Genomic DNA, 16059 nt, shown 5'->3' on the forward strand with positions numbered 1-16059 from the left:
GAGGAGTAAACGATGACGATTTTTCAATTTCCACAAGATTTCCGCTGGGGAACAGCAACAGCTTCCTATCAGATAGAAGGGGCAGCGCAGGAAGGCGGACGCGGGGTATCCATCTGGGATACGTTTGCCCGCACGCCCGGCAAAGTATTCAATGGAGACAATGGTGATGTGGCTTGTGACAGTTACCACCGTTACGAGGAAGACATCGAGCTGATGAAAAAGCTTGGGATCAACACCTACCGATTCTCGATCGCCTGGCCACGTATTATTCCTGATGGAGATGGCGAGATCAATCGGGAAGGATTGGACTTCTATCATCGATTCGTGGACAAGCTGCTTGAAGCGGGAATCGAACCATTCTGTACGCTGTATCATTGGGACCTGCCTCAGACGTTGGAGGATATCGGAGGTTGGGGCAATCGCAGAACGGTGGATGCATTTGTAAAATATGCTGAAGTCATCTTCAAGGAGTTTTCCGGTAAAATTAACTTTTGGCTGACTTTTAATGAACCATGGTGTATTGCGTTTCTGTCCAACCTGCTTGGTATTCATGCGCCAGGAAATAAGGACCTGCAAACATCCATTAATGTTGCACACGGACTGCTCGTTGCTCACGGTAAAGCCGTTCAGTCCTTCCGTCGCTTGGGTACAACAGGACAGATTGGGATTGCACCCAATGTATGCTGGGCTGAGCCTTACAGCAAATCACCTGAGGATCAGGCAGCCTGCGACCGTTCCATTGCACTGAATACCGATTGGTTCCTTGATCCGATCTACAAAGGAGCTTATCCACAATTTATGGTGGACTGGTTCGCAGAAGCTGGCGCGACCGTACCAATTCAAGATGGCGATATGGAGATCATCTCGCAACCCATTGACCTGCTGGGCATCAACTATTACACGATGGGAATCAATCGTTACAATCCAGAGGCGGGTGTATTGCAATCTGAAGAGGTGGATATGGGACTTACCAAGACTGACATCGGCTGGCCTGTGGAATCACGAGGACTGTATGAGTTCATGCATTATTTGCAAAAATACGGAAATGTGGATGTCTACATCACAGAAAATGGTGCTTGCATCAATGATGATTTGGAAAATGGCAAAATCAATGATGACCGCCGTATTGCATACTATGAGCAGCATTTGGCTCAAATTCATCGGATTATCAACGACGGCATTAATTTGAAAGGCTACATGGCGTGGTCTTTGATGGATAACTTTGAGTGGGCGGAGGGTTACCGTATGCGCTTTGGTCTTGTGCATGTCGATTACCGTTCGCTGGTCAGAACACCTAAAGAGAGCTTTTATTGGTATCAGAATGTCATCAAAAATAATTGGTTGGAGACACGAATTTAAGGCTGTAATTCAATGTTCAGGGAGAAGTGTCATGTACCTGATCTAAATAAGCAATAACGTTAGTTCAATTGTTAAATGCAGGGACATATATGCTGAATCAGAAAAGACGGTGGCGTCGGAAATCCGATGCCACCGTCTTTTTTTGTAATTTAATTTTGGTCAAGACTCACAAGTTCATGAAGGTTTCATAAGGTCTAGGGTGTTTCATGTTATGAGAAGAGCATTTTTGGGTTATAAGAAGTAAGAAGAAGTGAATTGGTTCTTGTCAACAGTTAAAATATGAATAAAGTGTCCAAATTGCGAAATAAATTTGAACATTTGTTGACTAAAAATCATACTGATGTGGTATATTGGTATAAGGAAAGCACTTACAAAAAGGGAAAAGGAAGTGTTTACTATGGCATCGAAGACAGCAATGGTAAGCCAATTGGAGCGCAAAGATAAAAATATGCGGCGTGCAGTGTTAACGATGACAGTTCTGGCTTGGATTGCCCTCATTACGGGAGTAGTCATGTGCCTGATCAACCTGAATGATTTTAATGATCGCAACCTCGGATTAATGGTGGGTATCGGTTTCTTGGTGGGTAGTGTATTTATTTATGTAATTGCCAAATCGATTGGACTAGTTCATACACGCCGGGAAGACGAAGGCGCCGATTAAATAATCTTGCGTTAATTCGTTCATAATAAGACTGGATGAGCACCCGGAATCCCAGTCAATAAAGCCCTTTGCGGATTCGTTGATCATGTTCAACGGGACTGCAAAGGGTTTTATTTTGTGACTTGAAGTGTAAAGATTACAATGAAGAAATATCAAGTGTGCAAGCGATTTGTGAGAAAAAATTCACACATTTAAGGTGTAAAATCGACAAATTTGTTAACATGAACAAAAAAGTTGCTCATTTCTGATATCTTTAGAAAGAAGAGAGTAGTATACTGTTTTTTCAGTATGAGCGAATTTAAGGAGAGGGGATCAAGATGAACAAGAAACCTAGGTCGCTAATTCGGATAATCATTCCGGTTGTCCTGACGTTGGTTACAATTGCATTGATTGTCTGGCCAATGCTGGCAGGCGGGCAGTACGTTGTTCTGGATCCGAAAGGGCCTATTGGCGCTTCGCAGAGAGATTTGATTGTCATTTCGACAATTCTGTGTGCAGTCGTTATTGTGCCTGTATTGATTTTGTCTGCTGTAATTGTATGGCGTTACCGCGACAAACCGGACAATAAATCTGCATATGAGCCTAACTGGTCTCATAGCACTAAAGCGGAGGCTATCTGGTGGACCGTTCCAATTATCATTATTGGTTTGCTGGCGATTGTAACTATCCGCTACACCTATGATCTGGAACCTTCGAAGCCAATGGCTTCCGAGAAAGCACCGGTGACCATTCAAGTATCTTCACTGGACTGGAAATGGTTGTTTATGTATCCGGAGCAAGGTATTGCAACGGTCAACACGTTGAATATCCCGGCAGACCGGCCTGTAAAATTTGAGCTCACCGCGGATTCACCGATGAACTCGTTCTGGATTCCGCAGCTTGGTGGACAGATTTATACAATGTCGGGTATGGCGATGACCTTGTACTTGCAAGCTGATCATGAAGGTCAATATTGGGGTTCAGGTGCCAACTTTACCGGGGAACACTTCGCCCAAATGCGTTTTGATGTCAATGCTACATCAGAAGAAGATTTCGACAAATGGGTGAATGAAGTGAAGCAACAATCCCAACCGCTGACGCAAGAAATGTATAAAACACTGGCGGAACCGGGAACAAGTAATGTAGCTTATTATTCTTCCTTCCCTGAAGGATTGTTCCAGGACATCGTGACCAAGTATGTTGTTGATGGTCAAAGTGCCCACAGCAAGCACGGTGAAGCTTCAGGTACCAAAGAAATTACTACGAACGATGTGGACAAGAGTGCTAACTAAAGATTCGAAAGGAGGCCCCCAATGTTAGAGAGACTTAAGGAGTTTGCATCGGAGTTTTTCGTTACCGGTGATCCGCTGATTTATGGTGCGGACGTGGCGATCGGAATTACGATGATTACCATCGTAGCGGTGCTGACTTATTTCAAAAAATGGGGCTGGCTCTGGCGTAACTGGTTAACTACCGTCGATCATAAAAAGATCGGTATTATGTATATTATTGCTTCCATTATCATGCTCTTCCGTGGTGGTGTGGATGCTCTGATGATGCGTCTTCAGCTAGCTATGCCTAACATGGATTTCTTACATCCCGAGCATTATAATCAGGTCTTCACGACTCACGGTACGATCATGATTCTATTCATGGCGATGCCATTTATGTTCGGTTTATTTAATGTTATTGTACCGCTTCAAATCGGGGCAAGGGACGTTGCGTTCCCATTCCTGAATGCACTAAGCTTCTGGTTATTCTTCCTGGGAGCAATGCTGTTCAACCTGTCCTTCGTTATCGGTGGTTCACCGGACGCAGGCTGGCTCAGTTATCCGCCTTTATCGGAGCTATCGCATAGCCCGGGGGTGGGACAAAACTTCTATATATGGGGTATTCAGATTTCGGGTATCGGTTCCCTGGCTACCGGTATCAACTTCCTGGTTACCATCATTAAAATGCGTGCGCCAGGCATGAAATGGATGAAAATGCCGATGTTTACATGGTCGGTATTCTCCACTTGTATTATCATTCTGTTTGCATTCCCAATCTTGACTGTGACACTTGCTTTGCTCTTCCTCGACAGGTTTGCGGGAGCGCATTTCTTCACACTTGATCTGGGCGGTAATCCGATGATGTATATCAACTTGATCTGGATGTGGGGTCACCCTGAGGTATATATCGTTGTCTTGCCGGCATTCGGTGTGTTCTCCGAGATTGTAAGTACATTCTCGAAGAAAAAATTGTTTGGTTACAAATCAATGGTATTTGCGATGCTGATTATTAGCTTCCTGTCCTTCTTTACATGGGCGCATCACTTCTTCACCATGGGCTCGGGAGCAGACGTTAATGCATTCTTCGCCGTTACCACGATGTTGATTGCCATACCAACAGGGGTTAAGATATTTAACTGGCTGTTTACGATGTTCCGGGGAAGGATACGCATGGATACCCCGATGCTATGGACAATAGCATTTATACCATGCTTTATCGTCGGAGGGATGACGGGGGTTATGTTGTCCGTTGCACCTGCTGACTTCCAGTTCCACAACAGTTACTTCCTGATTGCCCACTTCCACCAAGTATTGATCGGTGGTGTAGTATTCGGATACTTTGCAGGTCTGTACTACTGGTGGCCTAAAATGTTTGGATTCCAACTACCTGAAAAACTGGGTAAATGGGCTTTCTGGACTTGGAATATCGGTTTCTATGTCTGCTTCATGCCGCAGTACGCTGTCGGTTTGATGGGTATGACACGTCGTCTGAGCACCTATGGCTGGGATACTGGCTGGTGGGAACTGAACTTTGTATCCACAATCGGGGCATTCCTGATGGGTGTCGGATTCTTGTTCCAGGTTGCACAAATCGCAGACGGCATTCGGAAATACAAAACACTCAAAGCTTCTGGCGACCCTTGGGGTGGTCGTACGCTCGAGTGGTCGATTCCTTCACCTGCTCCTGAGTATAACTTCGCCATTACACCGCGCGGAGACGATATTGATGAGTGGTGGGAAGAGAAAGAACGTCGTGCCAAAGGAATTTATCCACCTGAACAGCCGCTTGAGCCGATTCATATGCCTAAGAATTCCGCGATTCCGTTCATCATGTCTATATTCTGGTTCATCGCTGGTTTCGGCTTTGTATTCGGATGGCTGTGGATGGCGATTCTTGGACTCGCTGGCGTAGGAATTTGCATGATCGCTCGTTCATTCTCATACGATACGGATTATTATATTCCGGTTGACGAAATTAAGCGTACCGAAGCGTCGTTAAGGGGGTCGGTATAAATGGCTCAAGCAGCCGCGAAGCACGGTCATGACCATGCACATGATCATGACCATGGTCACCATGACCCGCAAGAATTGAAAATACTCGGATTCTGGTTCTTCCTGATTTCCGACGTTATCCTGTTCTCCGTATTGTTCGCAACCTTTATTGTGTTGCGTGACAATACGGCGGGCGGACCTGTGTTGTCTGAATTGATCAAAATGCCTGGCGTTATTGCCGAAACATTTATCTTGCTCACAAGTTCATTTACAAGTGGACTTGCGGTTCTTGCCATGAATCAGGGCAAGGTGAAGCAATTGATCAGCTGGCTGGCAGTTACTGCTGTTCTGGGTGCGAGCTTTATCGTCCTGGAAGTAACGGAGTTTATTGAGTTGATTCATGAAGGGTTCAGTTATACAACGAGTGCAGCTTCTGGTGCATTCTTCACCCTTGTGGGTACTCACGGACTTCACGTATCGCTCGGTCTGATCTGGATGATCGGATTGATGCTGCAACTGAAAAAACGTGGAATTACCGATGTAACTCGCGGTAAAATCAACGTAATCAGCTTGTACTGGCACTTCTTGGACGTCGTCTGGATTTTCCTCCTGTCGGTCGTCTATCTGATGGGGGTGATGTAGATGGCAGAACATAACTCACATGAATCCCATGGCCACGAGCAGCATGGTTCACTCAAGTCCTATGTCATCGGCTTCATTCTGTCCGTCGTCCTCACAATCATCCCACTTGTGGTGGTTCTGAATGATATGATGGGCAGAACAGCTACACTGGCTGTTGTTTTGGTAACAGCTGCACTTCAGTTCGTGGTTCAGCTCTTCTTCTTCATGCATATCCGTGAATCGGAGAAGCCACGCTGGAATGTAATGGCTCTGATTTTTGGTCTATTGATCATGCTGACCATCGTCATTGGTTCTGTCTGGATCATGTTGAATAATACAGTTGCACATTAAGTTCTATGCAATAGCTTAAGGGATCTCCCGACTTTATTTAAAGGTCGGGAGATCTTTTTTTTTTTACCTATTGGATTGCACGGAATGCGGGTAGAATAAGGGAAGGGACGATGAATTCCAATAAGGCAAGAATATTGTCGAAAAAAGTTCTTGATTTTTTTTCTCGAATCCGTATACTCAGACATATAAGTAATCCGAAACGTTTTGGAGGAAAGCAATTGGCTACAATTAAAGACATATCACAAATGACAGGATTTTCGATTACGACCGTATCCAGAGCTCTGAATGGGTACTCGGACGTCAGCGATAGTACGCGCAAACGGATTAAAGAAGCCGCCGAAACTCTGAATTATAGTCCAAATGGTCTAGCGAGAGGCCTGGTCATGAAGGAAACCAAAACGCTGGGGTTGCTCGTATCAGGCATGACGTACAAAAACATCGATAACAACTTTGTTTTCGAAGTGCTTTGCGGTATTAATGATAGCGCTGCCAATTCAGACTATGATCTGATTTTGTTCAGCACGAATACAGCGAAGCAAAAGATGAAAACGTACACACAACTGTGTAGGGAACGAAAGGTGGATGGCGTCATTCTTCAGGGTGTGAAGACGGATGATCCGTATTTGCAGGAAGTATTGGATAGTGACATTCCATGTGTATTGATTGATATCCCCATACACAGTGAGTATGTTGGTTTTGTATCAACGAATCACAAACAAAGTGCACAGACTGCTGTAGAGCACCTTATTGGTTTGGGTCATCAGCAGATTGCCATGGTGAACGGTTACCCGGAGGCTTTTGTTTCCAAGGAGCGCTATGAAGGATATTCCGATGCAATGCGAAGTGCAGGATTGAGCTTGAAGCCTGAATGGATCGTAAACGGGAATTTCACGGAAGAAGAAGCACAGCAGCAAGCTTCAGAGTTGTTGAAGGCTTATCCGGAAATTACCGCAATCTTTTGTGCAAGCGACATGATGGCTTTGGGTGTAATGAAAGCTGCGAATGAATTAGGTATTTCGATACCAGATGAATTATCTGTAGTGGGATTTGACGACATTCCAACAGCCGCTTATTTTCAACCACCACTCACCACCATCGGACAGAATATGTATCAGTTGGGACATGAAGCTGCAAATCTGCTGATGGGCATGCTGAGATCGGAAGACAGCCCCAAATTTAATATTTTGCAAAATGAATTGGTTTTGAGATCCTCGACAGCCAAACCAGGTCGCTGAGTTTAGCTGAGAATACGGTTCACGAGGAATTGCAAAATAAACGAGATGAAGAGAGCACCGAAATGTTTTATTAAATCCGAAACGTTTCGGTATTATTTTCAATCAAATCCAAAACGTTTCGGATACCACATAAGATAGACATAGGGGGAATACACATTGCTGAAATACGATGCAGGACAAGGAGAATGGAGTAACTGGCTGGTCACTGAAACCGGGTTTGATCCGGCTCATCAAGGGAAAGGCGAAGCTGTTCTCTCACTTGGAAACGGCTACATGGGACTTCGCTCTGCAACGGACGAGAATTATGTTGGACAGGTGCGGAACTGGTTCGTAGCTGGAACCTTCAATAAGTTTGATGAACATGAAGTAACAGAACTCCCAAATGCAGCAGATGTGACGGAGCTTTCAATCACCCTGAACGGGGAAAACTTCAGCTTGGAAAAAGGAAGAACGATCAGCTACAGTCGTCAACTGAATCTCAAAAACGGTGAGCTCACTCGTAACGTGGTGTGGCAGAGCCCAACAGGAGAAAGCTTTGAACTTCAATTCCGTCGTTTTGTTTCCTTGAGCAACCGTCATCTGGTTGGTTCATCGGTGAGCATCAAGCCACTGGATGGTCAGGCACGTGTTCACATTGCATCCGGTATTAATGGACAATGGACGAACTCGGGTGCACAGCATTTCACGGAAGGCGAAAAACGGATATTTGAAAAGACTTATATTCAAATGACGTCAACGACGACACAATCGGCTATTGATTTTGTAACCAATACAGTGCATCACTGGCAGCTGAATGGTGAAAAGGTTGAGCCGGAATTGCGTCTAACGATGGGGCGCCGCAAGGTTGGCATCGAAGGAACAGTAACCGTGGAAGCCGGACAATCGGTAACACTGGAGAAAATCTCGAATGTGCATACCAGCCGCGATCTGGTGTACAGCAACGGTGGATATTCACTGGAGCAAATTCGTGAATCTGCACTGACAGAACTGAAGCAAGAGTCGCAAAAAGGGTATGATCAGCTATTTCGTGAAAGCGCTAACGCTTGGGCGGATACCTGGTCCACGTACAACATTGAAGTGGACAGCACAAGTGGATATGACCAGCTTGCCATCCGTTTCGCCATCTATCATCTCGTCATTATGACACCTGCGCATGATAATCGCATGGGAATCGGGGCGAAAGGATTAAGTGGTGAAGGGTACAAGGGACATTCCTTTTGGGATACGGAAATCTTCATCCTTCCATTCTTCATCTACAGCAATCCCAAAATCGCAAGATCCTTGCTGGAATATCGATATCAGGGGTTGGATGGAGCTAGAAGCAAGGCCAAGGAGAATGGATTCGAAGGAGCCATGTATCCGTGGGAAGCAGCCTGGATCGAAGATGGCGAAGTTACACCGGTATGGGGAGATGTAGATATCGTAACCGGAGAGCAGACGAAGATCTGGTCCGGCTTTATTGAACAGCATATTACCTCTGACATCGCTTATGCCGTTTGGCATTATGTCCAGTCTACAGGCGATGAGGCGTTCATGGATGAATATGGCTACGAGATCATTTTTGATACAGCAACGTTCTGGGCCAGCCGCTTGGAGTGGGATGAGGCCAAAGAATGTTATCACATCAATGAGGTTGTTGGACCGGATGAGTATAAGGAGCATGTGGACAACAATGCATTCACCAATCATATGGCTCACTTCAATATGGAGCTGGCCATTCAATATTATGAAAAGCTTCAGCAGGAGAAACCTGAATTGCTCAAAGCATTGTCTGCGAAGCTTAACCTGACATCTGCTCGGGAAACGTGGAACAAGCTGGATCAAATGTATCTGCCAGGGCCGAATGAACAAGGACTTATTCCACAAGATGATACTTACTTGCAGAAGAAAGTCATTGATCTTACCCCTTATAAAAATCAGACCAAAGTGGCCAGCATCTTCAATGACTACAACCTGGATCAGGTTGGTGAAATGCAAATTTCGAAGCAGGCTGACATCATGATGCTGTTCTTCCTGCTTGAGAATAAATTCGAACCGGATATCAAACGCGCCAACTACGACTACTATGAGGAGAAAACTTTGCATGATTCCTCATTATCCCTGTCGACGCACAGTATCCTTGCCAGTGACTTCGGAGATCGCCCACTTGCTTATGATCTGTTCCGTCGGGCTTCCGAGATTGATCTGGGACCGCATATGCATTCTTCGGATGCAGGCATCCACTCCGCTTCGCTGGGCGGAATATGGGAATGTGTCGTGATGGGATTTGCCGGAGTTCGCATGTTGGATGGCAAGCTTCATCTCGATCCGAAGCTGCCTGAATCCTGGAGCAGTCTGAAATTCCCGCTCTACTGGCAGAATCAGCTGCTGCATATCACAATCACTTCCGAGGGTATTCTAATCGAGAGTGATGCAGAGGAAGAAATTTCTCTACTTCTGTCCGGTCAGCAAGTTACTTTCAGCAAACGGTTTCAAACCTTGGTTTAATATAAATCCATGTGGGAGGTCATTCAAATGAAAAAAGGGTCCGCAAGTTTGGTCATGATGCTGATTTTGGTATTCGTATTATCCGCGTGTTCTTCAGGTGGAAGCAACAGTGCAGAAGGTGGAAAAGGAGAAAAAGTAAAACTCACCTTCTCCGTATGGGGAGATGTCAACTCCGGTGCGGATGAAGTGAAGCTTGCGGAAGAGTTCAATGCTGCACACCCGGATATCGAAGTGAAGTTTGAGCCTATTCCAAGTGAAGGGTATGGCACAAAACTCACTACATCCCTGGCAGCAGGACAGGCACCAGACGTATTCCTGGTTGGTGAAGGCGACTACTACAAATACGTGGATAAAGGTGTAATTGAGCCACTTGACGATTATTTGAGCAAAGACACTTCGTTTAATCTGGATATTTTCCAAAAGGATCTCATTGAAAATATGAAAATCGAAGGCAAACAATACTACTTGCCTAAAGATTTCAACCCACTTGCGCTGTGGTACAACAAACGCATGTTTGATGAAGCTGGAATCCCTTATCCAACAGATGAATGGACTTGGGATGACATGATTGCAACTGCACAAAAACTGACTAAAAAAGATGGCAATAAATATACTCAATTCGGATTCAACGCAGGTAAATGGGAATATCCGATTTATACGTACCTGTGGGATTACGGTACAGACATCGCGAATGAGGATGGAACCGCTGCAGAAGGCTACATGAACAGTGAAAAAACAATCGCGGCAATGGATAAATACGTCTCTTGGTCCCAAGGAGATAGCCGTGTATCCCCGACGCCACTGGATTCCGAAACGCTTGGCGGAGATTCATCGATGTTCATGACAGACAAGCTCGCTATGATGATTACCGGTCGTTGGATCAAAGGTGATCTCGACAAATCCGATGTTCAATATGGTTCTGCACTGATTCCACAAAATACGGACGGTACTCGTTCAAGCATTATCGCAAGTGCGGGTTGGGCGATCAACGCAGCCGGTAAAAATAAAGAAGCAGCTTACGAACTGGTAAAATGGCTCTCGGGTACAGATGCACAGAAGCTTCGCTCTGCGAACGGTAAAGTATTGCCAGCGACTGTGAAAGAACTGGACGAAGTCAAAGCCAAAGAAGTAGCAGACAAACCGGTCATCGAAATGATGGATTATGCTAAAAAACCGGTAACCATGCGTTCTACAAACGGACCTGTGTTTGTTGAAGAATTCACCAAGGCGCTGGAAAAAGTGCTGCTTGGCAAACAGGATGTCAAAGGCGCTCTGGATGAAGCTGCGAAGAACGTTGACAGCAAAATCAAGTAAAAACCATGCGGGTGAGTCGGCGGCCATGCTGATTCACCCTCTTCATCAAGGAGGCAGCTATGCGTAATTCTAAATCCGAGCGTGCCGGGTATTGGTTCATATTGCCCTGGCTTATAGGCTTGTTGCTCTTTACCATTGGTCCAATGTTGTTTTCCTTGCTGCTTGCTTTTAGCAAATGGGATATTATTACCGGCGTACAATCGATCGAATGGGTCGGTCTGGATAACTTCAAAACGATGTTTCATGATGAGCTATTCTATCAATCGTTGAAAGTTACCTTTATTTTCGCTCTGGTATCCGTACCGCTGTATCAGGTGGCATCACTGCTGATTGCCTTGCTGCTGAATATGCGGAATAAAGGGATGAAATTTTTCCGATTGATCTATTTCATGCCATCCATCATTCCAGCTGTAGCAGCATCGATGATGTGGATTATGATTTTCAATCCGGAATACGGCATTCTGAACCGGGCGCTTGCCTTATTCGGCGTACAGGGGCCAGCTTGGCTTCAAGACCCGAGCTATGCGCTGGGCGCACTTATTGTCATGGGCTTGTGGGGCGTCGGAAACACAATCATCATTTATTTGTCCGGCTTGCAGGGCGTTCCCGAAGAGCTGTATGAAGCTGCCAATCTGGATGGAGCGGGACCGTTTCAACGGTTTTTCAACATCACATTGCCTATGATTTCCCCGACGGTGTTCTTCAACGTGATTATGGGTATTATTGGAGGATTCCAGTATTTTACACAAGCATTTGTCATGACCAACGGGGGACCGCTTAATTCGACCTTGTTCTATAACTTGTATCTGTACAATAAAGCTTTTACTGATTTTGAAATGGGTTATGCTTCGGCACTCTCCTGGGTATTGTTCATCATCATTCTGGCGTTTACGTTGCTGGTCATCCGCAGTTCTTCGATGTGGGTCTATTACCAGGGCGATAACGAAAAGGATTGAGAGGAGGACAAATGATGAATCAAGCAACGACACGGAAACCGGTCTACTCAAAACTATTTTCTATGCTCATTCTTATTGCTGGTGCGGCCGTCGTGCTGATCCCGCTGTTATGGACGTTTGCAACGTCTCTTAAAACACCTGCCGAGGTGTTCAAAGATGATTTTTTCCCGGCTGTATGGATGTGGTCCAACTATAAAAATGCCGTTCTGGCCATCCCGTTTTTTACATTTTTGAAAAATACGCTGATTATTCTGATTCCGGTATTAGTCGGTACCGTATTCTCGTCTGCCCTATGTGCGTATGGTTTCGCCCGGTTTAACTTCCGCGGCAAACGCACGCTGTTCCTGGTTCTGCTGGCGACGATGATGCTGCCTTCGCAGGTAACGATGATCCCGATGTTTATCATGTTCAAGGAAATCGGCTGGGTTGATACATTTTTACCACTCATTATCCCTGCATTCTTCGGAGGTGGAGCGTTTAACATCTTCCTGATCCGTCAGTTCATGCGCGGTATTCCGCGTGATCTCGATGAGTCCGCTTTCGTGGACGGAGCAAACAAAATGCAGATTTTCATGAAAATCATGCTGCCGCTTTCCATGCCGCCGCTGATTGCTGTTTCCATCTTTACCTTTATGGGCGTATGGAATGACTTCCAAGGACCGCTCATTTATTTGAACTCCAGTGACAAGTATACGCTGGCTCTCGGATTGTCCATGTTCAAAGGGTTGTATAACGTGGAGTGGAACATGTTAATGGCTGCAACAATGCTGATTATGCTTCCACCACTCATTGTATTCTTTGTTGCACAAAAATACTTTATTGAAGGCATTTCCATCTCTTCTGCAATCAAGGGCTAATCGTCCGTATGAATGAAAGAGATGAGCGGTAAGCCAAACCGCAGAGGAGGACTACCATGGCCACATTAACAAGCAGACATCCTTTTAATTTGTATTATAACGCAGGTGAATATGTAAAGATTTGCGGTACCCAGGACGGGTACTTTCCTGATTTTGGGCATCATATGGCTAATGAAATGGGCGGGGTATGGCTGCATCCAATCAAGCTGCTGGACGGCTTCTGGCTGAAGGTAACTGATCTGGACCGCAACATTGCCGTATGGGCAAGGGCCGACGGTTTCACCAGTGAGTCGTGGGGAGGAAGTCGGTTCGATTATGATCACGGATTGAGCCACATTCCGGTATCTATCGAACGGAGTCAGTTTGCCCCCGATTATGAAAAAGGTATGGTCGCAGAATATGAGATCAGCGCTTACGGCAAAGGAACAACCCGGCTCAAGCTGGAGCTGCTGTCACGTACCGATCTCCGTCCAGTGTGGTATTCCGATGAGATCGGAATTATTCCAGGAGCGGGCGAAACGGCAGAAGCCATTACTTCGCGTAAAGTCATCGTCAAAGATGATGCCCAAGACTGGTACGCCATGATTGGAAGTGACCTGCCTGGAACGGAAATGACAGTTGGTCCTGAGATTTACGGACCGGAACTGACAGCAGGCAAGGGCACGGGCATTTCTTTTGTAACCGAATGCACACTGGAGGAGAAGGATGTGTTTCGCTTCCGGTTATTTGTTGCCGGTTCGGAGTCGTCCCGTGAAGCCTGTGAGCAGACTTATTCAACCATTGAACGTGACCACGTCAGTCTGAAAGAGCAGAAGCAGCAGCTCTACGACAAGTTGGATCAGCGCGCAGTACTATTCATTGAAGGCGAAGATGAGTTGAACGAGCAATTTGCCTGGGTGAAGCGCAATAATCAGTGGCTGGTGCAGCAAGTAGACGGAATCGGTCGCGGATTGACGGCAGGTGGACCCACGTATCCGTGGTGGTTCGGCTGTGACAGTACGTATGCACTTCAGGGTGTGCTTGCTACAGGAGACCATCAACTGGTGCGGGATACGCTTAATCTGTTGCTGGAGAAGTCCAAGGAAGCGAACGGTAATGGACGTTTTGTGCATGAAGTGACCACCATGGGAGCCGTATCTAATCGCGGCAACACGCAGGAAACGGCACACTATATCGCCTTTGTATGGGAAATGTTCCTGTGGACCGGAGACGATGCACTTCTGCGCGAGCATTATGACTACTGTGTCCAGGGAATCGACTGGCTGCTGGGTGAGATGGACCCGGACGGAGACCTGTTCCCTTCCGGTTACGGCATCATTGAGATTGCCGGATTGAATATGGAACTGATTGATAGTGCCGTATATACAGCGAAGGCTCTTCAGGCGCTGGAGCATATGAGTCTCTATTTGGGTGAAACGAAGCGGCACCAGACATATCAAAAATTGGCCGAACAAACGGTACGTGCGGTGAATGATATGTATTGGTCTGAAAAAGACAGTCTTTATGCGGATGCCGTTGCACCTATTTCCGATATTGTGCCCAAGGTGGATTACATGGTTTCTCTCGCTGAAAAGCAAGGGATCACAGACTACCGGGAGTACGTGGAAGAATTGCTTGCCGATGTAGGCGAGAATCAGAAAGATCGCGGTTGGCTGCTGAACAAAAACTGGGTCATTGTCACTCCGATGGAAGCAGGAATTGCCGATCAGGACAAAGCACAGCGTGCGCTGGAAGCGATGCGTAACCGCGACTTCATCGGTGAATACGGTACGTATCTTGCTGCCATGTATCAACAGGGTACGATGACAATCTCTACCGGAGCGCACGCGGTTGCTGAAGCGGCGTACGGGCATCCGGATCACGCACTCGATTTACTGCGCCGGATGGGGAAAAGCTTCTCGCGTGTACTGCCGGGTTCATTCTCGGAGATGTCCCCGGACTACGGCTGTGTTGTGCAGGCGTGGACCATCTATGCACTGGCTGTACCTGTGGTACGACATTTCTTCGGCGTTCAACCGGAAGCACAGCATCGCCGTTTAACCGTATCACCTGATATGCCGCAGGCATGGGAAAACAAAACATGCAGTCTGGAGCAACTGATGGTAGGCGATGCAGAGTTCGATATTCATTTTGAATCCCGTGAAGGCAAACGTTATGCGAGCATTTCGAACCCTTCGGGCTGGACGGTTGTTCTGGACTGGAAGGGCGAAAGACGGGAAAGCAACGAGAAACGAATTGAATGGCAACTAGAGCAATAACATGGGGAGGAACGGGAAGATGAAAGGGAACGGAGCACTTCAAGCCGTTATTTTTGATTTGGATGGTGTCATTACCGACACGGCGGAGTACCATTATGTAGCGTGGAAAAAGCTGGGGGAATCGCTGGATATTCCGTTTGATCGGGAGTTCAACGAGCAGTTAAAGGGCATTAGCCGCGGAGAGTCGCTGGCGCGCATTTTACGTCTGGGTGGCAAGGAAGATGCGTTTTCGGCTGAGGAAAAGGAAGAATTCGCACAGCGTAAAAACGAACATTACGTCTCGTTGCTGGACTCGCTGACACCGGAGCATACTTATCCTGGAATTCGGGAATTGCTGCTTGAGCTGCAAGCCTCCGGTATTCCTGCGGTGATCGCCTCGGCCAGCAAAAATGCTCCTCAAATTCTGAAGGCGCTGGAGTTGGACTCCCTGTTCCGCTATGTGGTTCATCCGGATTCCGTACCACACGGCAAACCAGCACCTGATCTGTTCCTGCGCGGCGCGGAAGAAGTGGGTGCTGACGTTAAAGCCTGCATCGGCATCGAGGATGCGCAGGCGGGTATTGAGGCCATCAAATCCGCAGGCATGATCGCTGTGGGTATTGGTGAAGAAGCTGTACTTAAAGGTTCCGGAGCGGACGTGGTGCTGAAGGATACGAAACAGCTCACGCTGTCATTCCTGGAGCGTACGTTGCAGGAGCATAGCCATTAAGCGGAAAAG

The 16059-nt window shown here is 46.6% G+C and carries 13 protein-coding genes; all 13 read left to right on the forward strand.

The features are described from left to right. The first annotated feature begins 12 nt into the window (after nucleotides 1-12). Nucleotides 13-1359: a GH1 family beta-glucosidase gene (locus BMY78_RS28905; protein ID WP_090904679.1), complete on the forward strand. Its 1347-nt coding sequence runs from the start codon at nucleotides 13-15 to the stop codon at nucleotides 1357-1359. 397 nt (nucleotides 1360-1756) lie between these two features. Next, a complete protein-coding gene (locus BMY78_RS28910) occupies nucleotides 1757-2020 on the forward strand; it encodes a hypothetical protein (protein ID WP_024631414.1) in 264 nt (87 codons plus the stop codon). Between the two features lie 317 nt (nucleotides 2021-2337). Continuing rightward, nucleotides 2338-3291, forward strand: coding sequence for a ubiquinol oxidase subunit II (gene cyoA, locus BMY78_RS28915; RefSeq protein ID WP_090904680.1), 954 nt, complete (start codon nucleotides 2338-2340; stop codon nucleotides 3289-3291). A 21-nt stretch (nucleotides 3292-3312) separates the two neighbouring features. After that, entirely contained in the window at nucleotides 3313-5283 is a 1971-nt protein-coding gene (locus BMY78_RS28920) for a cbb3-type cytochrome c oxidase subunit I (protein ID WP_090904681.1), read from the forward strand. Then, on the forward strand, nucleotides 5284-5904 hold the full coding sequence (cyoC, locus tag BMY78_RS28925) for a cytochrome o ubiquinol oxidase subunit III (RefSeq protein WP_090904682.1): 621 nt from the start codon (nucleotides 5284-5286) through the stop codon (nucleotides 5902-5904). It begins immediately after the preceding gene. Beyond that, a complete protein-coding gene (gene cyoD / locus BMY78_RS28930) occupies nucleotides 5905-6234 on the forward strand; it encodes a cytochrome o ubiquinol oxidase subunit IV (RefSeq protein WP_090904683.1) in 330 nt (109 codons plus the stop codon). It begins immediately after the preceding gene. Between the two features lie 218 nt (nucleotides 6235-6452). Further along, on the forward strand, nucleotides 6453-7469 hold the full coding sequence (locus tag BMY78_RS28935) for a LacI family DNA-binding transcriptional regulator (protein ID WP_090904684.1): 1017 nt from the start codon (nucleotides 6453-6455) through the stop codon (nucleotides 7467-7469). Between the two features lie 156 nt (nucleotides 7470-7625). Next, nucleotides 7626-9956: a glycoside hydrolase family 65 protein gene (locus tag BMY78_RS28940; RefSeq protein ID WP_090904685.1), complete on the forward strand. Its 2331-nt coding sequence runs from the start codon at nucleotides 7626-7628 to the stop codon at nucleotides 9954-9956. A gap of 27 nt (nucleotides 9957-9983) precedes the next feature. Beyond that, nucleotides 9984-11270 (forward strand): ABC transporter substrate-binding protein, encoded by a 1287-nt coding sequence (locus tag BMY78_RS28945; RefSeq protein ID WP_090904686.1) that lies wholly within the window; start codon nucleotides 9984-9986, stop codon nucleotides 11268-11270. Nucleotides 11271-11329: 59 nt separating this feature from the next. Next, nucleotides 11330-12226 (forward strand): carbohydrate ABC transporter permease, encoded by an 897-nt coding sequence (locus BMY78_RS28950; protein ID WP_090904687.1) that lies wholly within the window; start codon nucleotides 11330-11332, stop codon nucleotides 12224-12226. Between the two features lie 11 nt (nucleotides 12227-12237). After that, the gene (locus BMY78_RS28955; protein WP_371129204.1) at nucleotides 12238-13083 is read left to right on the forward strand and encodes a carbohydrate ABC transporter permease; all 846 of its coding nucleotides are present in this window, start codon (nucleotides 12238-12240) and stop codon (nucleotides 13081-13083) included. Nucleotides 13084-13139: 56 nt separating this feature from the next. After that, the gene (locus BMY78_RS28960; RefSeq protein WP_090904689.1) at nucleotides 13140-15341 is read left to right on the forward strand and encodes an alpha-L-rhamnosidase-related protein; all 2202 of its coding nucleotides are present in this window, start codon (nucleotides 13140-13142) and stop codon (nucleotides 15339-15341) included. A gap of 19 nt (nucleotides 15342-15360) precedes the next feature. Continuing rightward, the gene (gene pgmB / locus BMY78_RS28965; RefSeq protein WP_090904690.1) at nucleotides 15361-16050 is read left to right on the forward strand and encodes a beta-phosphoglucomutase; all 690 of its coding nucleotides are present in this window, start codon (nucleotides 15361-15363) and stop codon (nucleotides 16048-16050) included. The last annotated feature ends 9 nt before the right edge of the window (nucleotides 16051-16059 follow it).

The sequence above is a fragment of the Paenibacillus sp. OK076 genome (assembly GCF_900110055.1).
In the GTDB taxonomy this organism is placed as follows: Bacteria; Bacillota; Bacilli; order Paenibacillales; family Paenibacillaceae; genus Paenibacillus.

What these genes read in the sequence shown, in the direction of transcription:
- BMY78_RS28905 (WP_090904679.1), top strand. Translation starts at nt 13, where the DNA reads ATGACGATTTTTCAATTTCCACAAGATTTCCGCTGGGGAACAGCAACA.
- BMY78_RS28910 (WP_024631414.1), top strand. Translation starts at nt 1,757, where the DNA reads ATGGCATCGAAGACAGCAATGGTAAGCCAATTGGAGCGCAAAGATAAA.
- cyoA (WP_090904680.1), top strand. Translation starts at nt 2,338, where the DNA reads ATGAACAAGAAACCTAGGTCGCTAATTCGGATAATCATTCCGGTTGTC.
- BMY78_RS28920 (WP_090904681.1), top strand. Translation starts at nt 3,313, where the DNA reads ATGTTAGAGAGACTTAAGGAGTTTGCATCGGAGTTTTTCGTTACCGGT.
- cyoC (WP_090904682.1), top strand. Translation starts at nt 5,284, where the DNA reads ATGGCTCAAGCAGCCGCGAAGCACGGTCATGACCATGCACATGATCAT.
- cyoD (WP_090904683.1), top strand. Translation starts at nt 5,905, where the DNA reads ATGGCAGAACATAACTCACATGAATCCCATGGCCACGAGCAGCATGGT.
- BMY78_RS28945 (WP_090904686.1), top strand. Translation starts at nt 9,984, where the DNA reads ATGAAAAAAGGGTCCGCAAGTTTGGTCATGATGCTGATTTTGGTATTC.
- BMY78_RS28950 (WP_090904687.1), top strand. Translation starts at nt 11,330, where the DNA reads ATGCGTAATTCTAAATCCGAGCGTGCCGGGTATTGGTTCATATTGCCC.
- BMY78_RS28955 (WP_371129204.1), top strand. Translation starts at nt 12,238, where the DNA reads ATGATGAATCAAGCAACGACACGGAAACCGGTCTACTCAAAACTATTT.
- BMY78_RS28960 (WP_090904689.1), top strand. Translation starts at nt 13,140, where the DNA reads ATGGCCACATTAACAAGCAGACATCCTTTTAATTTGTATTATAACGCA.
- pgmB (WP_090904690.1), top strand. Translation starts at nt 15,361, where the DNA reads ATGAAAGGGAACGGAGCACTTCAAGCCGTTATTTTTGATTTGGATGGT.